Source organism: Paenibacillus sp. J22FR21, from assembly GCF_056269135.1.
Genome location: NZ_JBWDNJ010000001.1, coordinates 693856 through 713426, shown reverse-complemented (window position 1 = coordinate 713426; position 19571 = coordinate 693856). Strand labels below are relative to the sequence as shown.

General features: G+C 49.1%; 30 protein-coding genes. 5 read left to right on the top strand and 25 right to left on the bottom strand.

The genetic code is table 11. The features are described 5' to 3' along the window. Nucleotides 1-81: 81 nt before the first annotated feature. Nucleotides 82-732, bottom strand: a complete 651-nt coding sequence (locus AC0YNS_RS03655; RefSeq protein ID WP_475780101.1) for an LLM class flavin-dependent oxidoreductase — start codon at nucleotides 730-732, stop codon at nucleotides 82-84. A gap of 140 nt (nucleotides 733-872) precedes the next feature. On the opposite strand from AC0YNS_RS03655, the gene AC0YNS_RS03650 reads away from it, so the two are divergent. Genes AC0YNS_RS03650 through AC0YNS_RS03640 form a run of 3 tightly spaced genes read left to right on the top strand, consistent with a single transcriptional unit; the run spans nucleotide 873 to nucleotide 2828 of the window. Then, the gene (locus AC0YNS_RS03650) at nucleotides 873-1088 is read left to right on the top strand and encodes a hypothetical protein (RefSeq protein WP_475779655.1); all 216 of its coding nucleotides are present in this window, start codon (nucleotides 873-875) and stop codon (nucleotides 1086-1088) included. Next, a complete protein-coding gene (locus AC0YNS_RS03645) occupies nucleotides 1078-2343 on the top strand; it encodes a DNA polymerase IV (protein ID WP_475779654.1) in 1266 nt (421 codons plus the stop codon). The genes AC0YNS_RS03650 and AC0YNS_RS03645 overlap by 11 nt, the downstream gene beginning before the upstream one ends. Further along, nucleotides 2340-2828, top strand: coding sequence for a YhjD family protein (locus AC0YNS_RS03640; RefSeq protein WP_475779653.1), 489 nt, complete (start codon nucleotides 2340-2342; stop codon nucleotides 2826-2828). The genes AC0YNS_RS03645 and AC0YNS_RS03640 overlap by 4 nt, the downstream gene beginning before the upstream one ends. 64 nt (nucleotides 2829-2892) lie before the next feature. On the opposite strand, the gene AC0YNS_RS03635 is transcribed toward AC0YNS_RS03640, so the two are convergent. Genes AC0YNS_RS03635 through AC0YNS_RS03605 form a run of 7 tightly spaced genes read right to left on the bottom strand, consistent with a single transcriptional unit; the run spans nucleotide 2893 to nucleotide 7156 of the window. Next, nucleotides 2893-3354: a GNAT family N-acetyltransferase gene (locus tag AC0YNS_RS03635; RefSeq protein ID WP_475779652.1), complete on the bottom strand. Its 462-nt coding sequence runs from the start codon at nucleotides 3352-3354 to the stop codon at nucleotides 2893-2895. A 27-nt stretch (nucleotides 3355-3381) separates the two neighbouring features. Beyond that, complete coding sequence (locus AC0YNS_RS03630) at nucleotides 3382-3825, bottom strand: N-acetyltransferase family protein (protein WP_475779651.1); 444 nt, start codon at nucleotides 3823-3825, stop codon at nucleotides 3382-3384. Between the two features lie 24 nt (nucleotides 3826-3849). After that, entirely contained in the window at nucleotides 3850-4356 is a 507-nt protein-coding gene (locus tag AC0YNS_RS03625; RefSeq protein ID WP_475779650.1) for an N-acetyltransferase family protein, read from the bottom strand. A 31-nt stretch (nucleotides 4357-4387) separates the two neighbouring features. Beyond that, nucleotides 4388-4858, bottom strand: a complete 471-nt coding sequence (locus AC0YNS_RS03620; RefSeq protein ID WP_475779649.1) for a GNAT family N-acetyltransferase — start codon at nucleotides 4856-4858, stop codon at nucleotides 4388-4390. Next, nucleotides 4855-5601, bottom strand: coding sequence for a ferritin-like domain-containing protein (locus tag AC0YNS_RS03615; RefSeq protein WP_475779648.1), 747 nt, complete (start codon nucleotides 5599-5601; stop codon nucleotides 4855-4857). Before AC0YNS_RS03615 ends, AC0YNS_RS03620 begins: the two co-directional genes overlap by 4 nt. Then, entirely contained in the window at nucleotides 5598-6143 is a 546-nt protein-coding gene (locus AC0YNS_RS03610) for a GrpB family protein (RefSeq protein WP_475779647.1), read from the bottom strand. The genes AC0YNS_RS03615 and AC0YNS_RS03610 overlap by 4 nt, the downstream gene beginning before the upstream one ends. Further along, nucleotides 6140-7156, bottom strand: a complete 1017-nt coding sequence (locus tag AC0YNS_RS03605) for a formylglycine-generating enzyme family protein (RefSeq protein WP_475779646.1) — start codon at nucleotides 7154-7156, stop codon at nucleotides 6140-6142. The genes AC0YNS_RS03610 and AC0YNS_RS03605 overlap by 4 nt, the downstream gene beginning before the upstream one ends. A gap of 129 nt (nucleotides 7157-7285) precedes the next feature. Between AC0YNS_RS03605 and AC0YNS_RS03600 the strand changes: the two genes are divergently transcribed. After that, nucleotides 7286-8692: a sulfatase family protein gene (locus AC0YNS_RS03600; RefSeq protein WP_475779645.1), complete on the top strand. Its 1407-nt coding sequence runs from the start codon at nucleotides 7286-7288 to the stop codon at nucleotides 8690-8692. 166 nt (nucleotides 8693-8858) lie between these two features. Then, nucleotides 8859-9233, top strand: a complete 375-nt coding sequence (locus AC0YNS_RS03595) for a VOC family protein (protein WP_475779644.1) — start codon at nucleotides 8859-8861, stop codon at nucleotides 9231-9233. A gap of 17 nt (nucleotides 9234-9250) precedes the next feature. On the opposite strand, the gene fosB is transcribed toward AC0YNS_RS03595, so the two are convergent. The 17 genes from fosB to AC0YNS_RS03510 form a co-directional block, all read right to left on the bottom strand. Beyond that, entirely contained in the window at nucleotides 9251-9673 is a 423-nt protein-coding gene (gene fosB, locus AC0YNS_RS03590; protein WP_475779643.1) for a metallothiol transferase FosB, read from the bottom strand. Nucleotides 9674-9690: 17 nt separating this feature from the next. Next, nucleotides 9691-10278: a hypothetical protein gene (locus AC0YNS_RS03585; protein ID WP_475779642.1), complete on the bottom strand. Its 588-nt coding sequence runs from the start codon at nucleotides 10276-10278 to the stop codon at nucleotides 9691-9693. A 16-nt stretch (nucleotides 10279-10294) separates the two neighbouring features. Further along, a complete protein-coding gene (locus AC0YNS_RS03580) occupies nucleotides 10295-10882 on the bottom strand; it encodes a GNAT family N-acetyltransferase (protein ID WP_475779641.1) in 588 nt (195 codons plus the stop codon). A gap of 35 nt (nucleotides 10883-10917) precedes the next feature. Further along, nucleotides 10918-11397: an SRPBCC family protein gene (locus AC0YNS_RS03575; RefSeq protein ID WP_475779640.1), complete on the bottom strand. Its 480-nt coding sequence runs from the start codon at nucleotides 11395-11397 to the stop codon at nucleotides 10918-10920. A gap of 35 nt (nucleotides 11398-11432) precedes the next feature. Continuing rightward, nucleotides 11433-11921 (bottom strand): NUDIX domain-containing protein, encoded by a 489-nt coding sequence (locus AC0YNS_RS03570; protein ID WP_475779639.1) that lies wholly within the window; start codon nucleotides 11919-11921, stop codon nucleotides 11433-11435. Between the two features lie 19 nt (nucleotides 11922-11940). After that, on the bottom strand, nucleotides 11941-12447 hold the full coding sequence (locus tag AC0YNS_RS03565; protein WP_475779638.1) for an N-acetyltransferase family protein: 507 nt from the start codon (nucleotides 12445-12447) through the stop codon (nucleotides 11941-11943). Nucleotides 12448-12513: 66 nt separating this feature from the next. After that, a complete protein-coding gene (locus tag AC0YNS_RS03560) occupies nucleotides 12514-13014 on the bottom strand; it encodes an NUDIX domain-containing protein (RefSeq protein ID WP_475779637.1) in 501 nt (166 codons plus the stop codon). Nucleotides 13015-13051: 37 nt separating this feature from the next. Further along, a complete protein-coding gene (locus AC0YNS_RS03555; protein WP_475779636.1) occupies nucleotides 13052-13720 on the bottom strand; it encodes an HAD family hydrolase in 669 nt (222 codons plus the stop codon). A 15-nt stretch (nucleotides 13721-13735) separates the two neighbouring features. Beyond that, nucleotides 13736-14188, bottom strand: a complete 453-nt coding sequence (locus AC0YNS_RS03550; RefSeq protein ID WP_475779635.1) for an NUDIX hydrolase — start codon at nucleotides 14186-14188, stop codon at nucleotides 13736-13738. Between the two features lie 37 nt (nucleotides 14189-14225). After that, the gene (locus AC0YNS_RS03545; RefSeq protein ID WP_475779634.1) at nucleotides 14226-14891 is read right to left on the bottom strand and encodes an HAD family hydrolase; all 666 of its coding nucleotides are present in this window, start codon (nucleotides 14889-14891) and stop codon (nucleotides 14226-14228) included. A 141-nt stretch (nucleotides 14892-15032) separates the two neighbouring features. Further along, nucleotides 15033-15464, bottom strand: a complete 432-nt coding sequence (locus tag AC0YNS_RS03540; protein WP_475779633.1) for an NUDIX domain-containing protein — start codon at nucleotides 15462-15464, stop codon at nucleotides 15033-15035. A gap of 88 nt (nucleotides 15465-15552) precedes the next feature. Next, nucleotides 15553-16074: a hypothetical protein gene (locus AC0YNS_RS03535; protein ID WP_475779632.1), complete on the bottom strand. Its 522-nt coding sequence runs from the start codon at nucleotides 16072-16074 to the stop codon at nucleotides 15553-15555. A gap of 95 nt (nucleotides 16075-16169) precedes the next feature. Next, nucleotides 16170-16517: a hypothetical protein gene (locus AC0YNS_RS03530; RefSeq protein ID WP_475779631.1), complete on the bottom strand. Its 348-nt coding sequence runs from the start codon at nucleotides 16515-16517 to the stop codon at nucleotides 16170-16172. Nucleotides 16518-16691: 174 nt separating this feature from the next. Beyond that, on the bottom strand, nucleotides 16692-17819 hold the full coding sequence (locus AC0YNS_RS03525) for an NADH:flavin oxidoreductase (protein WP_475779630.1): 1128 nt from the start codon (nucleotides 17817-17819) through the stop codon (nucleotides 16692-16694). Between the two features lie 39 nt (nucleotides 17820-17858). Further along, a complete protein-coding gene (locus AC0YNS_RS03520) occupies nucleotides 17859-18347 on the bottom strand; it encodes a tetratricopeptide repeat protein (RefSeq protein ID WP_475779629.1) in 489 nt (162 codons plus the stop codon). Between the two features lie 2 nt (nucleotides 18348-18349). Then, nucleotides 18350-18955, bottom strand: coding sequence for a TVP38/TMEM64 family protein (locus AC0YNS_RS03515; protein WP_475780100.1), 606 nt, complete (start codon nucleotides 18953-18955; stop codon nucleotides 18350-18352). Nucleotides 18956-19122: 167 nt separating this feature from the next. Beyond that, complete coding sequence (locus tag AC0YNS_RS03510) at nucleotides 19123-19560, bottom strand: GNAT family N-acetyltransferase (RefSeq protein ID WP_475779628.1); 438 nt, start codon at nucleotides 19558-19560, stop codon at nucleotides 19123-19125. Nucleotides 19561-19571: the final 11 nt, after the last annotated feature.

Below are 19571 nucleotides of genomic sequence, written 5' to 3'. Positions count from 1 at the left end.
AAATATTGTTCAACTATAAACAGGTCACGATATCACTTGTAAGGTTGACCTGTTTTGTTTTGCACATTGTGTAGTGTTATTTTACTTGAAGGCGCTTGAAAGAATAGATTCAAGATTTTGCGCTAGGCGACCGGATAGTTTCTCGATGTCTCCCGTTACGATGTGAAACTCGTCCAACGCCTGAGTGGATGTCTGAGCAATATAGGAGTGACCAGTGACCGAAACCCGTAGCTTCGATGAATCATGCCCCGCAGCTTTGCCGGCAGCTCGATAAATATCCACCAACGGCTTGAATCTTCTTGAATCTCCGCCCAATATGCCAAGTGCCAGGTTAAAACCTAATCTTCCGGCTCTAGCGGCGCTCTCTGGCGTACCTCCGACTCCAACCCACACTGGAAGCTTGGACTGATACGGTCGGGGCGCAATCTGCGCATCAAATAGTGCAGATCTGAATTGACCATTCCAGGTTACACGTTCTTGCTCATTTAACTTCAGCAACAGGTCAAGCTTATTTTCAAATAGATCGTCATAACTTCGCAAGTCCGCTCCAAAGAGCTCGAATGATTCCAAAAAAGCTCCGCGACCGGCAATAAGTTCCACACGTCCACCGGATTCAAGGTCAAGTGTTGCAAAGTCTTCAAATACGCGTACCGGGTCTGCCGTACTGATGACAGACAAGGTACTTATTACGCGAATGTTCTTTGTCGCTTGAGCGACTGCCGAAAGAATTATGACGGCTTCATCTGCCAGTTTCGCGGTTGCTCTATCTATATAATGTCATCAATCCGAAAAATTCCAGAAACACACCTTGCATATCGAACATATGTTTGTAGTATAATAAAGAACAAACGTTCGTATGGAGGCGAATAGGAATGCCATCATTACAATCAAATCTCAGCAAATATATCGGGATGGCCGTAGTTATCATTTATCAGGACAGAAACGACCGGATAACCAAGAGACAAATCCTAATACGATCCGTTACCCATACGCATGTACGAGCAACTTGCTTAGAATCAGGCGGACCTCGTCTGTTTAAGCTGCAAAATATTTTGGCACACGAGCCGGTGATCCGCGATGTCGGTTAAAGATCGGATCATCATGTTGGCGGATTGCCAAAGCTTCTATGCGTCGGTAGAGAAGGCTTCGCATCCTGAACATGCGAATAAGCCTGTCATTGTAGGCGCCGATCCCAATCGTAAATCGGGTATCGTATTGGCTGCTTGCCCGCTTGCCAAATCTTACGGTGTTTCTACAGCCATGCGGTTGGGTGAAGCCGTTATTAAGTGTCCTCACCTCGTCGTGATTCGGCCAAGGATGCAGACGTATATCAACGTGTCGCTGCTCATTACGGAAATATACAAGTCATTCACCCCGCTTGTTGAGCCGTTCTCGATTGATGAACAGTTTCTGGATGTCACCGGATCAGTCTCGCTCTACGGATCTCCACTCGAGATTGCGAACCAAATGCAAAGCAAGGTGCTGCTCTCCACCGGCGTTTGGACGCGTATTGGCTGTGGGCCAACCAAGATATTAGCCAAGACAGCAACGGACAATTTCGCCAAAAAGCAGCAGGACGGGATTTTCACACTTGATTACGACAATATGGAATCCGAGTTATGGCCCCTGCCGATCAGCAGTATGTTTATGGTCGCCTCTCGCATGACCGTGCACTTTATACGAATGGGGATTTATACGATTGGCGACTTAGCCAGGATGGAGCTTCATGACTTTAAACGGCGGATGCAGCAGAGGATGGGCAAACAGAGCGATATTAAGGCCATCTATTACTGGCAGACTGCTCGCGGCATTGACCCTAGCCCTGTCGTGACCGGAGCGTTTGGCAAGCCGAAGTCGGTCACAAGAGGCCGCGCTTTGCCTTGGGTGCTTTACCAAACCTTAGAGGACATTGAGCCGCTCTTGCTCGAACTCGTGATCGAGGTATGCCGCACAAGCCGATACTACAAGTATAAAGGGCGAACAGTCACTGTCAGTGCGGGTACAACGGACGGGGTTAAAACTAACGGCTTCAGCCGCCAAACAACACTGAATAGTTCCAGTTGCTTGGAGCATCACATACTCGCAGCTGCACAGAAACTGTTTATGTCGTACTGGGACGGCAATCCATTGACACATCTTGCCGTGGACCTCTCCCAGTTAACAGACAATAGCGTGTACCAGCTGGACCTGTTTGAAGACTTACCCAGACAGCACGCACTCGCCGCAACCAAGGATAACATCAAAGAACGGTTCGGCGAGGCGGCCATTTTAAGCGCCGCATCGCTCCTTAAATCTGGGCAGGCGCGTGAGCGGGCTCACAAAATTGGAGGGCACTATAAATGAGCAAATTTCTCGAGGGGAACGGTCGTTGGAGCACGAAGTTTATTTCTCCGGAGCATCGTGATCAGCTGAACGAGCTTAGCGAACCTGATAAAGGAGCATCCCAGAAGGTCCCTCAACAGATACTGATCTTGGTACGTGACTCCGTACTTTTACCGATTATGATGACGGTGGTTGAGAACAATCGGCTTGAGATCGAGAGATCGAACCACTCCTTGAAGACAATTTATGCGGCAGCAGCAAACACACTGTTAAATGCCATCCATTCAGACTTGGCCGGAATCCGCAAAGAATTAAGGGGAAATCAAATTAAAGTCATTGAGGAAGAACGCGTCGACGATGCCGCACACTATAAATTTTACTATCGAGGCTATGAACATCAGTTTGCATTAATGAGGTTTTTAGTGAGGTCTGAGATTAGTACACGTTTAGGCAGCTATATCGCTCAACTCGAGAAACTTTTCAACGGGCTTACCCCTAAGAAATGACTGTTAACAATAACATTTAACATACCCATTGTAGTAAGAAAAGGCAGCTATTATCGCTGCCTTTCTACACTAACGCCAATTCCATCCGCAGCCGGATCATATCCCGGCATGGAATCCCGTTCTCCACAATCGGCTCCGCATAATGCTTGACGAAATAATCCGTCTCCACGCCAATCACGCGAAACCCGCATTTCTGATACAATCCAAGCTGATTTAAGCTCGAATTGCCCGTCCCAATCTCAACCGCGCGATACCGCTGCTCCTTGCATTGCGCTACGGCATGCTCGATCAACTTCCTGCCGAGACCTCTGCCCTGGCAGTCCTCCCGCACGGCGATGTTCATAATTTCAGCTGTCTTCGGCCGAGTCGCGAGCAGCAGATAAGCACCGATCACCTGTCCGTCCTCTTCCAGTACCGTACAGATACTCCTCCCAGCATAAGCATCAATCGCGGCACGTTCCGGATCAGCCAGAAGCAGCAACTCATACGGCAGCTCTTCATCCGCGCTTAATTGACGAATCGTCATCCTGTTCTACGTCCCCTGCAATTTGTTCTACGAACGCTGCAGCTTCTTTGCAAACCGATACCCCGTAATACTGTAGCCCCGCTTCTTGTAAAATTCATGAGCTTCCAATCGTTCTTCCTTAATCCCGCTGTTCAAGTAGATAAAATGCCCGCCTTGCTCCTGCACCCACTGCTCCACATGCGCAAGCAAGGCTCGGCCGACGCCGCGACCCTGGAACTCCTTCTTCGTGACCAGCGAAGATACTTGAGTCTTAATTTCATTGCTGACGTAGCTGAACTGCATCCTCAGACCGACCATCCCGACTACAGTACCTTCAAGCTCCGCCACAAATGTAAAATAATTCGGACTCCCCTCAATATGCGCCATTCGAAGCCTCATATCCTCAAGCGTCGACGGCGATCCCAGATCAGACATCAGCGCGGTAAGCGGCTCCAAATCCGACTCCGACTCATATGGACGTACAATCACCATCCTGATAACCTCCCTTTATCCAAATCAGATCGTATACACCATCAGTTCTTCATCGTAATAGATCCCTCTATACTTAAGCGCTCTGCGCTCCAAGCCGTACACCTCGAAGCCCAGCGACAGATATAAACCTCTCGCCCGCTCGTTCCCCGTAACGACCATGAGATTGATTTGCTCCAGCCCGTCCAACTCACGCCCCCGGTTCAGCAACTCCTGCAGTAACAGACGTCCGACACCTTGCTGGCGTGCGATCGGAGATACATACATCCCCCACACGAAGCCTTTATGCTTCACTTTGACGGACTCTTCCCTCCGAAATCCGACCATGCCGACTAGGTCACCAGATTCCGTGAACGCTCCTAATACATACTGATCCTCGGTCACTTGAATCCGTGCTCTAACCGATTCAATCGGCGTGTCAACCGATGCCTCATACGTCGCTCCGAACGCTTCCGGACTGTCAAGGAGCGCTTCCAGCCGTAATCGCCAGTACAACTCCACGTCTTCAGGTGTAATCGTTTTGACCACGATCATACTTTGCCCTCTCCCTCCTATTGCCATAGACTTATCCGCCTAGCTGTTTGCGATACACTTTCGTGCCGCTCCCATCCATGTAATAACCCTGGCTGAAGTAGCTCCACCCGTATCGCTCGTAATAATCGTCAAGTGTCGTGCTTAAGTAAAGCTGCGTATAACCCTTGCCGACAAGCTCCTCTTCCAGATGCAACATTAGACGACTGCCAAGCCCTTTGCCCCGGTGGCCCGGATCTACATAGAGACAAGCGAGCCAAGGAAACAGGTCCTGCCGGCTAATTAGATCGTTGCGCAGCACGCCGCATATGCCGATAAACTGCTCCTTCTCCTGATCAACGGCTACATAAAATTTCGGCACATCCACATCACCTTGCAGCGCGTGAACGATACAGTCGCGATAAAACACATAATTATGCTCGGTACCCCATTGACGCCAGATATAGGTAATCGCCTCATCGATAAAAGCTTGCGGCTGATCACTCAGCTCCATAATCCGAATCATCCCTCAAACGTCCTCCCCGATTGTGTGATTCCGGCGGCTATGCTGCTTGATAAGCGAAATTCCTTTCGACACGCTGCCAGAAAGTCACGAAATCGGTACCCGCCGGCCCGAAAAACACTTCGATGCTGATGCCAAACCACGACGAGCGTACCTTCAAGAAGCAGACGATGGGCTAGCCTATAGGAGCGATTCATAACTGACAGCCTGCCCTCACCCAGCTTGTAGAGCGTCTCCGATTGAAACTCGACATGCTTCTCCTCATCCTGCAAAATCTGATCGCATAAGTCCCGCAGCATTTTCGACCTCGTGCTTCGCTGAAGTGCAATATAATAGACCTTCGCGATAATTTCAGCGGTGATCAGCACCATGACAGAGAGCTCTAGCCCGGCAAATTGGCGCATTTTGCGAAAGACATGATCTACCCAGTGACCGCGAATTAACGGCAATTGCTGACCTCTCATAAACTGAGCCAGGTCTCTGGCATGACGCTGCTCCTCACGGATGAAAGCAGTAACCGCCTCATAATAATCATGATTCCCGGTTCGCACCGCATAACGCTTCGCCTGATGAATCAGATGTTTGCCTTCGGAGCTCTCGCCGAGCTGAAACTGCTGAATGGATTTCTGAATGCACCCTCGCTCAGCCTCCGTCAGCCGATACGAATCGTCCCAATCAATCGCTCTCAAGTTCTGCTGGTTATGCAGAAAATAATGCCTCCAGACTACAAAATCAACCTTCATCATAGATCCGAATCCCCCGGCTTCCAGCCCATACGTTGACTCCAATCGCTGGCTTTGCGCATGATAGCCCAGATATAAGGATCTTTCTCATCGACGTAGCGCTGCCGATCTTGCGAGAATTGCGCCATCAGGTTCTTTTTCACATTCGCATAGCCGTCTGCTTCATCTTGATGGACTCTCAGGTAATCGCGGAAAAGCAGGGCGAATTGTTCCCCAAAACTGCCCGCTTCTCGGACATGGATATGCGTGCGCCGCATACCTGCTCCTTCTCTGAAATAGCGTTTGGTGAGCTCCGGATTATCCGCTCTGAACTTGTAACCCAGCAGTTCAAAACCATGGCGATACAAGTCCACCGGCTCAAGTGAGCGGACCGAAACTTGAATATCGATTACAGGTTTGGCAGCCAATCCGGGAACCGACGTTGAACCGATATGGTCAATTCGCAGCGCTGTTTCGCCAAGTGCCTCGCGCAGTCGCAGACCAATCTCCTGAAACTCGTTTACCCACTCTGCATCATAAGGAACAACAATGATCGGATCACTCACTGCTGATTGCCTCCCTCGCCTGCAACAACGATGCGAAAACCACAATTGCCGGTAGAGCTGTCCGGTGTATTGGAATTTCGCGCGGCTACCCGGTATCGGTTGCAGTACGATTTGTGACACAAATAGGAGCCCCCGCGCATGGAGCGCGCATGCGTCGGCTTCGAATAATGAGGACTGACCGCCGATGTAACTCGGTGATACTGCGGAGTGAACCAGTCACTGCACCACTCCCACACGTTGCCGGACATGTTATACAGCCCGTAACCGTTCGGCTTATAAGCATGTACAGGCGCGGTTCCATGGTAGCCGTCGCTTGCATTATTTTTGATAGGAAACTTCCCCTGCCAAATGTTGCAGAGATGTTCGGTATCCGGCTTCAGCAAATCCCCCCACGGGTAACGCCTCTGTACGAGACCGCCTCTTGCCGCATACTCCCATTCCGCCTCGGTAGGCAGTCGCCCTCCGCGCCACGAGCAATACGCTGTCGCATCGTTCCAAGACACATGCACAACCGGATGATCCGCACGCTCCAGGATGTTGGAGTCCGGTCCTTCCGGCTGTGCCCAATACGCGCCATTAACCGCCAGCCACCATGGCGTGCCTTGAGGTGAACCAGCCGCCGCTTCACGAACAGCGTCAGTGGCCAGTAGATGAAACACATAAGACCAACCGAACTTCTCCGCTTCCGTCACATAGCCGGTAGCTGTCACAAACTGAGCATACTGCTCATTCGTAACCGCATAACGAGAGATGTAGAATGCATCCAGCTTCACATTTCGGATTGGACCTTCTCCGTCCTGCGCAAAACCTTCCGCATCATCCGTTCCCATCAGAAATTCCCCTCCGGGGATGAGCACCATATTCTCGTTCGCCTGCGATGACGACGCAAGCTCCGGTAATCGTTGTTGTTGATCCGCACTTACGCTGCGCCCGATTGACGCAGTGGATTCCGGAGCCACTATGGAAACATTACCCCTGCTTGCACAGCAGCAGGATTTAAGTTGTTCATCCATCTTTGTCATCTCCTTGCATATCGTAATCGGTCTGCCCGTATCGGCACCGTTGTAGACGCTTCCAAGGGAATATTATACAATACCTTTGAGTCTATCGAAACGTTTCTAAGAGGATAGGAGAGATGAAAATTGACCACGAATACTCCGAAACGACCGAACATTCTGTTCATCATGTCAGATGACCATGCCTCCCACGCCATCAGCGCCTATGGGAGCCAAATCAATGAAACGCCGAATATAGACCGCATCGCGGAAGGCGGCATGCGTTTGGATAATTGCTTCTGCACCAACTCGATTTGCACGCCGAGCCGCGCAGCCATACTAACCGGGCAATACAATCATATGAACGGCGTCAAGACGCTCGCCGACCCACTCGATGGGCGCATGACAACCTTTCCGAAGCTGTTGCAGAAGGCTGGCTACCAAACCGCAATTGTCGGCAAATGGCATCTCGGTCACGGCGGCAACTACGATCCGACCGGCTTCGACTATTGGAGCGTCCTTCCCGACCAAGGAGAGTACCACAATCCCGTCATGATCGAGATGGGCGTGTCCCAGCAAGTTGACGGCTATGTAACTGATATTATTACCGACAAATCATTAGATTGGCTGAAGAACCGGGATAAAGAGCGGCCGTTCATGCTCATGTGCCACCACAAGGCGCCTCATCGTCACTGGGAGCCGGATCAGAAGCATATGCACTTATACGAGGCCATCGACATTCCGGAGCCGGAAACCTTTTACGACGATTATGCCACTCGCTCTCAAGCTGCCGTAAACGCAAAGATGCGCATCGAAGATCTGCATGAACTAGATACCAAAGGCGCACCGCCCGCGGGGCTAACACCGGAGCAGGAAAAGAAGTGGAAATATCAGCGGTACATCAAGGATTACTTACGCTGCATTGCCTCCGTTGACGACAACGTGGGACGTTTGCTCGATTATTTGGATGAAGAAGACGAAACAAACGATACGATTATCATCTACACATCCGACCAAGGCTTCTTCTTGGGTGATCATGGCTGGTTCGATAAACGATTTATGTATGAAGAATCGCTGCGCATGCCATTCCTGATCCGTTATCCTCGGGCCATTCAAGCCGGAACCTCCAGCGACACCATGATCTTGAATGTCGATTTCGCGCCAACCTTCTTGGACTACGCCGCCCACCTGATCCCGGAGACGATGCAAGGCCGCAGCTTCAGATCCGTACTGAACGCCGAAACACCGGCGGACTGGAGAACATCTATGTACTACCGTTATTGGATGCATCTTGACGGTGCACATGAGGTGTACGCCCATTACGGGATGAGAACGCAGCGCTATAAGATTATTTATTACTACGCCGAGGCACTCGGTACAACAGGTTCCCGCGACGAATCGAAGCCGCCGGAATGGGAATTGTTTGATCTTGCCGAGGATCCCTACGAGCTTCGCAACGTATACCATTCTCCGGACTATGAGCAGATTGTTAAATCGCTCACGCTTGAGATGGAACAATTAATGCGCGATGTCGGAGACGAGGCGCTGCACTAGCGTAAGGCCATTCGTTACTATGAAGCTCAGCTCCGCAAGTCGGGGCTGAGCTTTTTTATGCTGGACCGTTTTATCGAATTCCACTATGATTGAGATGATTATTTTTGAAACTAAGTTTCGCAGAATGAAACCATTTTCAAGCTACAACGACAAGGAGGAACCTTCTATGTCCTACCATTACGAAGGCATTGACCATGTTCAGCTTGCAGCACCCGAAGGCTGTGAATCAGCAGCTCGCAGCTTCTACACCGATGTGCTCGGCTGGCCGGAGCTGCCCAAGCCTGAGCCGCTGCGACAGCGCGGCGGCGTATGGTTTCAATGCGGCATCCACCAAGTCCATATCGGGGTGCAGCGTGATTTTGTCCCCGCCACCAAAGCGCATCCGGCCTTCCACGTTCGCGGCATTCATGAATTGCGCAATCATTTGCTCCGCAATCAGATTCATGTCATCGATGATGAGGCGCGGGTAGACGAGGGCGTCACACGATTCTATGTCGTTGATCCTTTCGGCAATCGTCTAGAGTTTCTAGAGTGGCAGTAATCAAGTCACGGGACAGCCTACGTGTAGAACGTCATATGCGGCTTTGTGTTTCGGTAATGCTCCAACCGCTCCTCCAGCGTTCCTGTGTGAAGCTCGAATTTATGTCCGTCCGGGTCGGTGAAATAAATGGATTGACGATCCTCCGCTTCCCTTGACCGGCCCGGCAATATGTTCGCACCAAGCCCTTCCAGCTTCGCAAGCCAAGCATCAAAGTCTGATTCCGCAATCGTAAAGGCCATATGCGTGTACGACTGATGAATCTCATTTCGGGGGATGTCCCGCTCTTCATTTAAAGCAATCCACAAACCGAACAAGTCAAAATAAGCAAGTGAGCGCCCGACCACCAGCAGCTTGGCACCGAACACTTGCTCATAGAAGGAAACGGAACGCTCTAAACTGCTTACAGAGAAACAAAGATGATTTATACGTTCAAGCTGCATAGCTCTCTCTCCAACCTCTAGTTATGTAAACAAGCCATCAATTTATCCACAAGGACATCCTCTCTCAATAAGCAATCCGCATAAGGCATAATCGCAAAATACGAAAATACCTCTTCGTCCCCTAGTGTGCAAGCGTCATACAAAATGCTAATATCGAACGTTTTGCGAATTTCGCAGCCGCTCGCTTGAACAGCAGTGGTCAGTGCTGCATATAGCCTCCGAATGTCAAAAGCATTCTCCAGCGCGAACCTCCCGGCCATGCTGTTCCACCAAGCAAGGAAAGATTGATGGATTTCGTCATAGTGGCGATCATTGTCTTCCTCCTGCACGAACAGCCTCTCGTACACCAGCTCCCGATGCGCTTTGAACATGTTCAGATCATGAAAGGGCACCTCGGCTATACGTGCTGTAGCGGCTTCCGCCCACACCTTCGCAAATTCCCTCTCAAAATCAGCCAAGAACGGAATCTCTCGTTCCGAAAGAAAAGGAAATTTATAGCGCTCATCGCCCTGTCCGCTTCGTTGGTTTAGATACAGATTTTGAATGTACACAAGAAAATTCAAGGTGTAGGCCGTTTCACTTTTCATCGTCAAGGATGGCAACATCCCGCTCCCACCTCACTCAGTCACTTATTCGATATCCCTTCAGATGCTGGAGCAAGATAGGTTCCGCCAATTCAAAATCATTCCGATAGCGGCCGAAGCTCCCCGTTCGTACAAGCTCAAATCCCATGCTGAGATATAATCCGACTGCGGGATAGCTCCATGTTTGCGTATGTAAGTAAACATTCTCGTCGCCTTCTGTTTCGAGCAACCGTTGCAGACACTGACACACAAGCGCCCGACCAAGACCTAATCCTTGATAGCCCGGCTTTACCGACAGCCAGTGCAGAGAAGGGACTCTCTCGTCCCCATCGCCATTCCACCACGCCATGACCGTACCAACGAACTGCCCGTCCGGATTCTGAAGCAGCGTCAACCGCTCCGCAAGCTCCGCCGGATGAATGATATATTCGTTCTGAAAATAAGCCATCGCCGCCGCGGGATCATCGAATTCCCCCACCGAAGTCTCAATTTCGGCCCAAGCCTGCTCAAGGCCAGACGCATAAGGGACAAAAGAATAGCCCGGCGGTAGCACAGCCTCAGCGATCGGCTTACCCGGTGACCGCTTCATAATGATGTTAAAGTAAGGAACCGATTTGTCTAACAAGGTTATATCACCCTCGTTCCGGTTAATCATTCAAGTTACGCTTGAAGCTTCGCCAGCAGCTCGGCAAAACGTTCAAAAAGCTCCTTCGCCCCTGCCTCCATGCCGGATTGAAGCACGCCATCGCGGGCGGCAAGCGACGGGAAAATCGATTGCTCCGTCAGCTTTGTTTTGCCATCTGGGAGCTCTTCGAAAGTCACTACAATAAGCCCGGCTTGACCTGGCATACCTTCAAATTCGAACGTCTGTACAAGGCGCTCAGGTGCAACGCTCTCATGATAAACCCCGCTAAACGCATATTCATTCCCTTTGCTGTCATGCTGTACATATCGCCATACGCCGCCTTTTCGGACATCCATTTGGTCGACAGTCGTAGTTAGGCGTCTTGGCCCCCACCATTCTGCAATCGTATTCGGATCGGTATAAGTCTTGAAAACAAGCTCCCGCGGCGCGTTGAACGTAACGCTCATGAAATACTCCTGTTTACCTGGTTCAGCAATCAATGTCGTTTGAATCATTTTGCCAACAGCTCCTTTTGTAATTGGTCAAGTTATTACCTGTTATTAGCATACCGTTCTAATTGATGGTCTTCAACCAATGCAATGGATCTCTTCGTACGGGCGTATTCGATAATAAGTGTACTCATGTTGGGATACAGCGTAATGGTTTCGAGTTCTTGAAGACTAACCCAGCGAACGCCTACCTGCGTCGGATCGGGGATATCCGGCAATCTTGGCACGGATCCCTCTTGAATCGAGCAGTCAAAAATAAGATTAAGACATGGCGTTACCGAATCATACTCCCCCGACTGTCGATGCGGTGCAAACTCGTACACGAACGCGATCGGACCAATATCGATCTCGATATTGGCTTCTTCGCACAATTCGCGAACCAGCGTTTCCGTTACCGATTCCCCCGGCTCGGCACCTCCGCCGGGAAGATTATAATGGAACCGATCCTTTTGTTCGCTGTATTCAATAAGCAATACATGATCATTTTCGATAATCAAAGCGGTAGGTCTGATTCGAATAGGAAACGACATCTTGCTCTGCACCTTCCCTTTATATGGTTTTCCAACCAATCGCCGATTCCAACAGAAACTGCTCACCAATTTGAATGTCTTTGCTTCCGATCACTTCACCGCCAAGCTTAGTATAGAACTGCAGGGATGGGTTGTCTTTCAATACCCAGAGCATGAGCGAGGAATAAGATCTTGACTTCATCTCGTCCCGAGCAGCGCCGAACAGACGGCTTCCGTAGCCTTGACCCTGTGCTTCTTTCAAGAGATAGATGGCATACACTTCGGCTTCATAGCCCCAATCCGGCTCACGGCTCTTCCCAGCATCGACAAAACCGACAATACGGCCGTTCTCCTCTTCGGCAACGAGCGTAATTTGATCAGGATTGGGATTATTGAATGTCCAAATCCGGTTACGCGTACGACCTTCCAATGTCAACCCTGCCAAATAGGAATCGGAAACCAAACCGGCATAGGTTGTCCGCCAGCTTTCCAGGTGGACCTTGGCGATTCCTTCACAGTCATCAATCGAGGCTTCGCGAATGTTCATTCGACCCACACACCTCTTCGGAAATAAATATACCATTACCAGGTTTGGTAACGGTATTTCGCACAACTAGAAAACAATCGGATCCTGCATTCGTGCCCATTGCATAATAGGCTCTTGTTCATCGTTTAAGGCGATTGTTCCAACCATGACTTCGTCGGATTGACGATGAGCGAAGTAATGCTGCAGCATGAAATGAATGATTGAGGAGGTTCGGAGATTCAGCAATTCCGCCTCTTCAACCCACAACAGTTCGCCTTCCTCAGAAGGCACACATTGCCTGTCGCTTGTCCGTCCAAAATAGACAAACTGCTGCCGAATCTCTCCATCCTTCACGCGCAGCAACACATATCTGAGCTTCAAATCATGGATGTTCAGCTCCGGAATTCCCGACTCCTCCTGAACCTCACGGAGGCAGGCTGTCTTCGGGTCATTAAGCTCACTTGGCTCCAGATGCCCGCCTAACCCCGAATAAAACTCATGCTGATAGAGCCTGCTGCTTGTTTTCTTCATCATTAGAACATGATTGTCATGAAACAAGAACACCGTTGCCATTTGCCTTAGCTCCATGGGGACTTCCTCTCTCGATCATACTATAACCGCGCGCCTACCAAAGTTCATTAACGAGATCTTTCGGGCTTCGTAGTTTACGATAATCACTTTGCACATAAGTGTTGAACCAGAAGGCATGATACACGCGCATTCCCGCTCGAGATGCCCCTTCCAATTCATTCGAGCCACCGTCACCAACGAATACACATTCTTCAGGCTTCACATTCAATCGCTCACAAGCGATCTCATAGATTCTGGCATCCGGCTTGCTGCATTTGACGTCGAAAGAGAACACAACATCATCGAAGAATGCCGATATCGGGGAATCGGGCCAATAGGGCACTTCTTCTTCCGTGCAGTTACTTATTAAGCCGAGCTTGACTGGATGGCTGCGAAGCACCGTCAACAGTTCGATAATTTCATCTTGAATCGCATGGAAGGGGAGCCTCTTCTCTTCTATTCTGGATTGGTACAGATATCGGATAGATTCCTCATTCATCTCCAGGTTTCTGGATAACGCAATATCTCTAAGCACTTCCTCGTACGTATCAAAATGCCCATTCATGCGCTTCTCTTGGCGAAGGCTCCACTCTTTCTTAAAGTCTGCGTTTGAGATGCCGAGTAACGTACTGTAATCATAGTTCCGATTCGACATTCTCTTGCCCTGCTCAAATTCAGTGATTAAGGTTTCGAATAAATCGAAGAAAACAGCTTTAACCGTCACGTCATCGCCTCCAAACTAAGATTGAGCATCTTCTTTGAGCAGTCCTGACAATACCCCAGCTCGACGAATAATAGCAATCCTTTCCTGTCTGCCTTCAATACTCGCTATCATATCGATGGCGGTTTCGAAATTCATGATCACGTAGCCCGTCTTCTCGAACCCTTCGGGCATAGCGACAAACCTCTTCACCTCAACTAAATAATAGATCGTATATCCGCCAGACTCCTTCCAGAACCAGCTGGCAAAAGGAATCCGTCGCTCGGTCAGTTCAATCCCCGCTTCCTCCAGCACTTCCCGATTCAAAGCCTCATCTAAAGACTCATTCGTTTCCAACCTGCCTCCGACGGTTGTCAGCACCTTCTCCTCACGATCCCAAACCATGATCAAGTTGCCATTCTCCATAATGGGTACACAATGTACGCCGCCAATCGGATAATCCGTCGGAAGCTCCGTAATGAACGTCAACATGGTATTGTCCTCCCTGATTGATTAATCAGCGTCCTCCTCACAGAAGCTCAATCAGTTCACTGAGTTGATCAATCGTATGTAATGGTTTGGCTTTCAAATCATCTATCCAGTTATGCTTGCCTCTAATCCATATCGTTCGCATCCCGGCAATTGATGCTCCTTCAATATCATTGATCGGATGGTCTCCGACATAGATGCATTCTTCAGCTGTCACTTGAAGTTTATCGATCGCCATTTGGAAAATTCGCGCATCCGGCTTCTTCACCCCTGCCTCTTCCGACACAAGAATGAACTCAAACGCATCCCGAATGCCCAATTGCTCTATCTTTCCATATTGGACGGCATTTCTCCCATTGGTGATTAACCCTGTTCGATATTTTTCTCTTATGTGAGAGATGACGTCCGTAGCTTGATCCATTAAGATGGCATGTTTGATAAACTCACGTTTATAGTACTCTGCTAAGTCCGCATGGGTGTGCGTATCTTGCCATGGCAGTTCTGCAAGCAGCTCAGCAAATAACACATTTCTGTCCTTGTAGCCATCCAGATCCAGCTCCATCATCCGGTCATAGACGGGCTGAGTCGATTCAAGGTGATTGAAGTAATGACCCAGGAACGCATTCGTAAAATCGCTAAACATTCGGGTTCGATCGAGAATCGTATTATCCAAATCAAAAATAACAGCTTTAATCGAATTCTGCATTGGCGCCTCCCGGATCGTTGTCCAATTGAAACTAATCTATGAAATCAATCTTATCCTTGGGCATCCAGAGACAATGTTGCAAAGTATATAACATTCTAGAAGTTCTACTGGCTAGATGCAGTCTAATGCTGCACAATGCTATTAATACAAAATCTCATACTTATCAATCATCTCTTCTATGAAGACAGCTTTCGTATGTGTGATCGCATCCTTAAGTCGTTGAATGGTGAAGCTGGAGATCGGCCTCGGCAGCGCTTCCAGATCGAAAAATCCATACTGATCAATCTCCGTATTATCTACGCGTATGGTTCCAACATAATGATCTGCCTTAAACGTGTAAATGTATCGGTTCTTATGCGGTTGAAAATAGAGCCCGGACAGCTCCATGTCGCGAACTCTAATATTAGCTTCTTCTTGCAGCTCCCGCTCGGCCGCATGCCATGCGGATTCGCCATCTTCGACCATGCCGCCGGGAATGGACCATTTCTTCTTCCCATACGTTTGACGAACCAGCAGTACTCTGTTCTGCTCATTAATGATAATGATTCCTGAAGCATCCTGACCTTTTGGCATGGAATCCCTCTTTTCGAACTAGATAAGAATCGGAGTTTTATAATCGTTACGGTTGCTCCGCCACGCCTTGAAAACAGATCGTCCCGCCTCACTCCTGCTCCGTCATCAGTCTCTCCAGCATTGTCTTAAGCGTACTTCCGTTTACGACTTGCTTCCCATTATTAATCTGTGTACGGCCTTCCGTATATCCGCTAAACTGATCAATCCAGCCTATATTCCCAGAAGTGCCGGCGTGTCGCGTGGTGATGACGAAGTGTTTGCCTAGCTGCTTCGTACTCGTACTCTCTGTTTCCGTAGCAGACTTAAGCTCCATATAAATCTGCCGAATCTCATCCGGATCGGTAACGACTACGGTCTTCCACGCTTTATCAATATCTGCGATTTCCATCACCATTGATTTGGGATAATGCCACCAGCTGTATAACGTCACATTATCTCGATGAAACGTTACTGGATTAAATAGATACAGGGAGTGAATAAGCAGGATGACTGCGAGAAGTGTCAAAACAATAACCGACGCGAGACTACGCATCACTCGCTTAGAACTTATGCCCGAACGCCTTCTCGAATAAGGATCGGGTATGGGATTCAAACTGCGGATTCGACTCATCGTACACCTCGCCTTCCATTGGGAGGAAACCCCATTTCGGTTTATATCCTACCAACGTCTTGATCTGCAATAATGTTTCACTGGGTCTCTCGTCTCTACCAATATCGAATCTTATTCATGCGTGACAGAACAGCACAAATCAAATAGAGGATGCAGCAAACGCCAAACAAGACATACATACTGGAAGAGAATAACATAAAAATGCTGAACGGGACACTCCAAAGAAACGCAGCGAGCATGAGGATGACCCGAGATTGCAATAATCCAATGCCAAATAAACAAGCGGGCAGAACTAACATCAGAAAGGAATCGGTGGGGTCAACCTTGTTCATCCCCTCGAAGTAAGGGTCTTTCCAAACTAACACCAGCCAAAGCACAGTCGTGAAGATGGATGCGGCATAACCGACGATTTCAATATACGGATTCGTGATCTTGTTCAACACGCTGCTCCACCTCCAGTGGGATCACCTAGTTTATATCTCTATCCTAAACGAAACTCACCAGCTTCGAACTTAATTAATTCTAAAATTTTACTTTTTTATAAAGATGCACACAATTTAGAATAAAAAAAGCAACCCCTCCATTACTTGAAGGGATTGCGTAAGAAGTCATATCGATTAAGATAATGTACGTAATGCATTCGAAGTAAAGGGCAGCAGTTCATCCTTCCTGCCTTCTATTATTTTCCGCGGCCACTCTGGATCAACAAGAATAGCCCTCCCTACGGCAACTAGATCAAATTCTTCCCGTCCCAAATGCTCAAGCACTTTGTCGATACTTTCATTACCGGAACTTTTCCCTGCAAAGGACCCGAGGAACTCGCCGTCAAGTCCAACAGATCCGACAGTAATCGTCGGTTTTCCGGTTATTTTCTTGACCCATCCGGCCAGATTAAGCTCGGATCCTTCAAACTCCGGTTCCCAGAATCGGCGTGTAGAGCAATGAAACATATCAACGCCGGCTTCAACTAATGGCGCTAAGAACTGTGCAAGCTCATCTGCATTGGCAGCCAATTTATAATTGTAATCCGTAACCTTCCATTGCGAGATGCGCAGACAGATAGGGAAATGAGGACCTACCGCAAGACGACAGGCTGCAATGATTTCAGCCGCGAATCGCGTGCGAGCTACAAGGCTTCCCCCATATTCATCCGTACGCTGATTTGTTTTGTCCCAGAAAAACTGATCGATTAAATATCCGTGGGCGCCATGAATTTCAATTCCATCAAATCCAAGCCTCTTCGCATCAGCGGCTCCCTGGGCAAAAGCCTGAACAATTTCAGTGATCTCCGCTTGCGTCAACGGTTCATTTACTTTAACACCTTCAGCAGTAAGTCCTGACGGACCAACAGGTAATGCATTCACATTAGGAAGATTGCCGATTTGTCGGACAGTACCTTGATGCCACAGCTGTGGAAATATAAGGCCGCCGACATCATGCACAGCTTTGACAACTTGAGCCCAGCCTTGCAGCGCTGCTTCACCGAAGAAACTAGGATAATTGGGACTGCTTGACGCAGCAGGATGATTAATTAGCGTGCCTTCCGTGATGATCAGTCCTACGCCACCTTCAGCTCTGCGACGGTAATAGTCAGCGACATTCTGACCCGGCACTCCATCAGGAGAGAACCCTCTAGTCATCGGTGCCATCACGATACGATTCGGTATTGTAAGATCTCCCAGCTGAAATGGCGTAAATAAAGGCTTTAAAGCTGCAGTGTGGTTAAGTGAGTTCGATTGCGTCATTATTTAGTCCTCCTTTGGATTAGAGCGATAAGCGATAAGCTACTGAACGTCCAACACTTCATCCAGCTTGCTCGAGTAATAGAGAATAGCTCGCTTATAATCGCGAATACCTGCATCCTCGCTCGTCTCAGCGAGCTCTCGCATCATGATTGCCATTGCCCCGCCGTAATCCTTCAAGTTGTACAGCACCATCGCATAGAAGACGTGAAGCTCTCGGCACTCCGGAAATTCGGCGAGTCCTTGCTCGAAGATCGCTTTAGCCTCCACGTACTGCCCTAACACTCGAAACGTGCTGCCAAGTCCCAGATAAGCGCCTTGTCTGTCTTTGCCAGAGATTCCAAGTGCAAGCGCCTGCTGGTAATAGGGTACGGCTTCTCGTTCGAGCTCCAATACATCATGTGCCCATGCGCACTGATACCATACTTGCGGATCGTCTATGTCCTTCTTCACCAATTTAAGCAGCAGCTGACGCGCCTCTTCTAATTGCCCTGCCTCTCGCAGCACAATAGCTTGATGTAAGTCATTCATCGTCAGGCCCCCCTTGCTTGCCAATACCGAAAAGAACCATAAACCGTGAGCAGAAATAGGACATATATGCCTGCCACAAGCAGCAGCGACTGCCAATCCCCCGAAATGTGATCACCGATGAAAGCAAATATGAGCATCGCCGGTATTTTGCCGAATAAAGTTGCAAGCATGTAGGGCAAGAATGGGAGCGCTGCAACGGCTGCATACAAATTCACTGCCGTTTGCGGCAGAATCGGCATCAGCCTTGCAAGCAGAATGGATCGGAACGGGTGCCGCTCCACCATCGTCGTCCAGCGATCAGTCAGTTTATAACGACGAAGCAGCTCTCGCCCTCGCTCACGAAGGGCGTAACGGAACAAGCCATACATGAAGAGCGCGGCAAGCCATGCACAGAGTAAACTAAGCAGTGCGCCAAGCAAAGGCCCGTACAGAAATCCCATCGTTCCAATGACAACACTGAACGGGACGATGGGTATGCATGCAAGGCCGGTTACAAGCAGCATGATCAACAGAAGCGGCGCATCCCCTTCTTTCATCCAACTCAGAAGCTCGGTTTTGTTATACCAAACAATCGCAATAATTAAAGCATACCCGCCGATAATCAACACGCGCTTCAACGAACCTACACCTGCTTTCTATTCGCGATTATCGCATATTCGATTTGTAGGATGCAAGAAATGGTAATCTGGTTTCAAGTATAAAAAAACACCCATAGAGACACGGCATCAACTGCCGGCTTCTCTATAGGTGTCTTATCTGTCAAATGACTTCCGTATTAGAATACTTTGCGCATATTCACATGCGGGATGTTGGCGTCAAGGAAGGGCTCTTCCGATTCCGTCACATAACCCAGCTTCTGATAAAAGCCTTCAGCTGTACATTGCGCGCCTAATATGGATGAAGTGTAGCCGGACTCGCGAGCATCCTGCTCCATCACTTCGATTAGTTTCTTACCTATACCGTGCCCACGGTAAGGCAGCAGAACGGCAATACGCTGCAGCTTCGCTACGCCCGGCTCATATTCTTTCCATCTTCCGGCTGCGATAGCTTTGCCGTCATCCTTCACGACAAAATGATGACAGGCTTCAGGTGAATCATCGTATTCATCCCGCTCCAAATCCGCAGGCACCTTCTGCTCATCCACAAACACATTGAATCGTACGGCAATCGCTTCTTCTAACAAATCAGTAGTAGTAGCTCGTATATAATCCACGAATAATACCT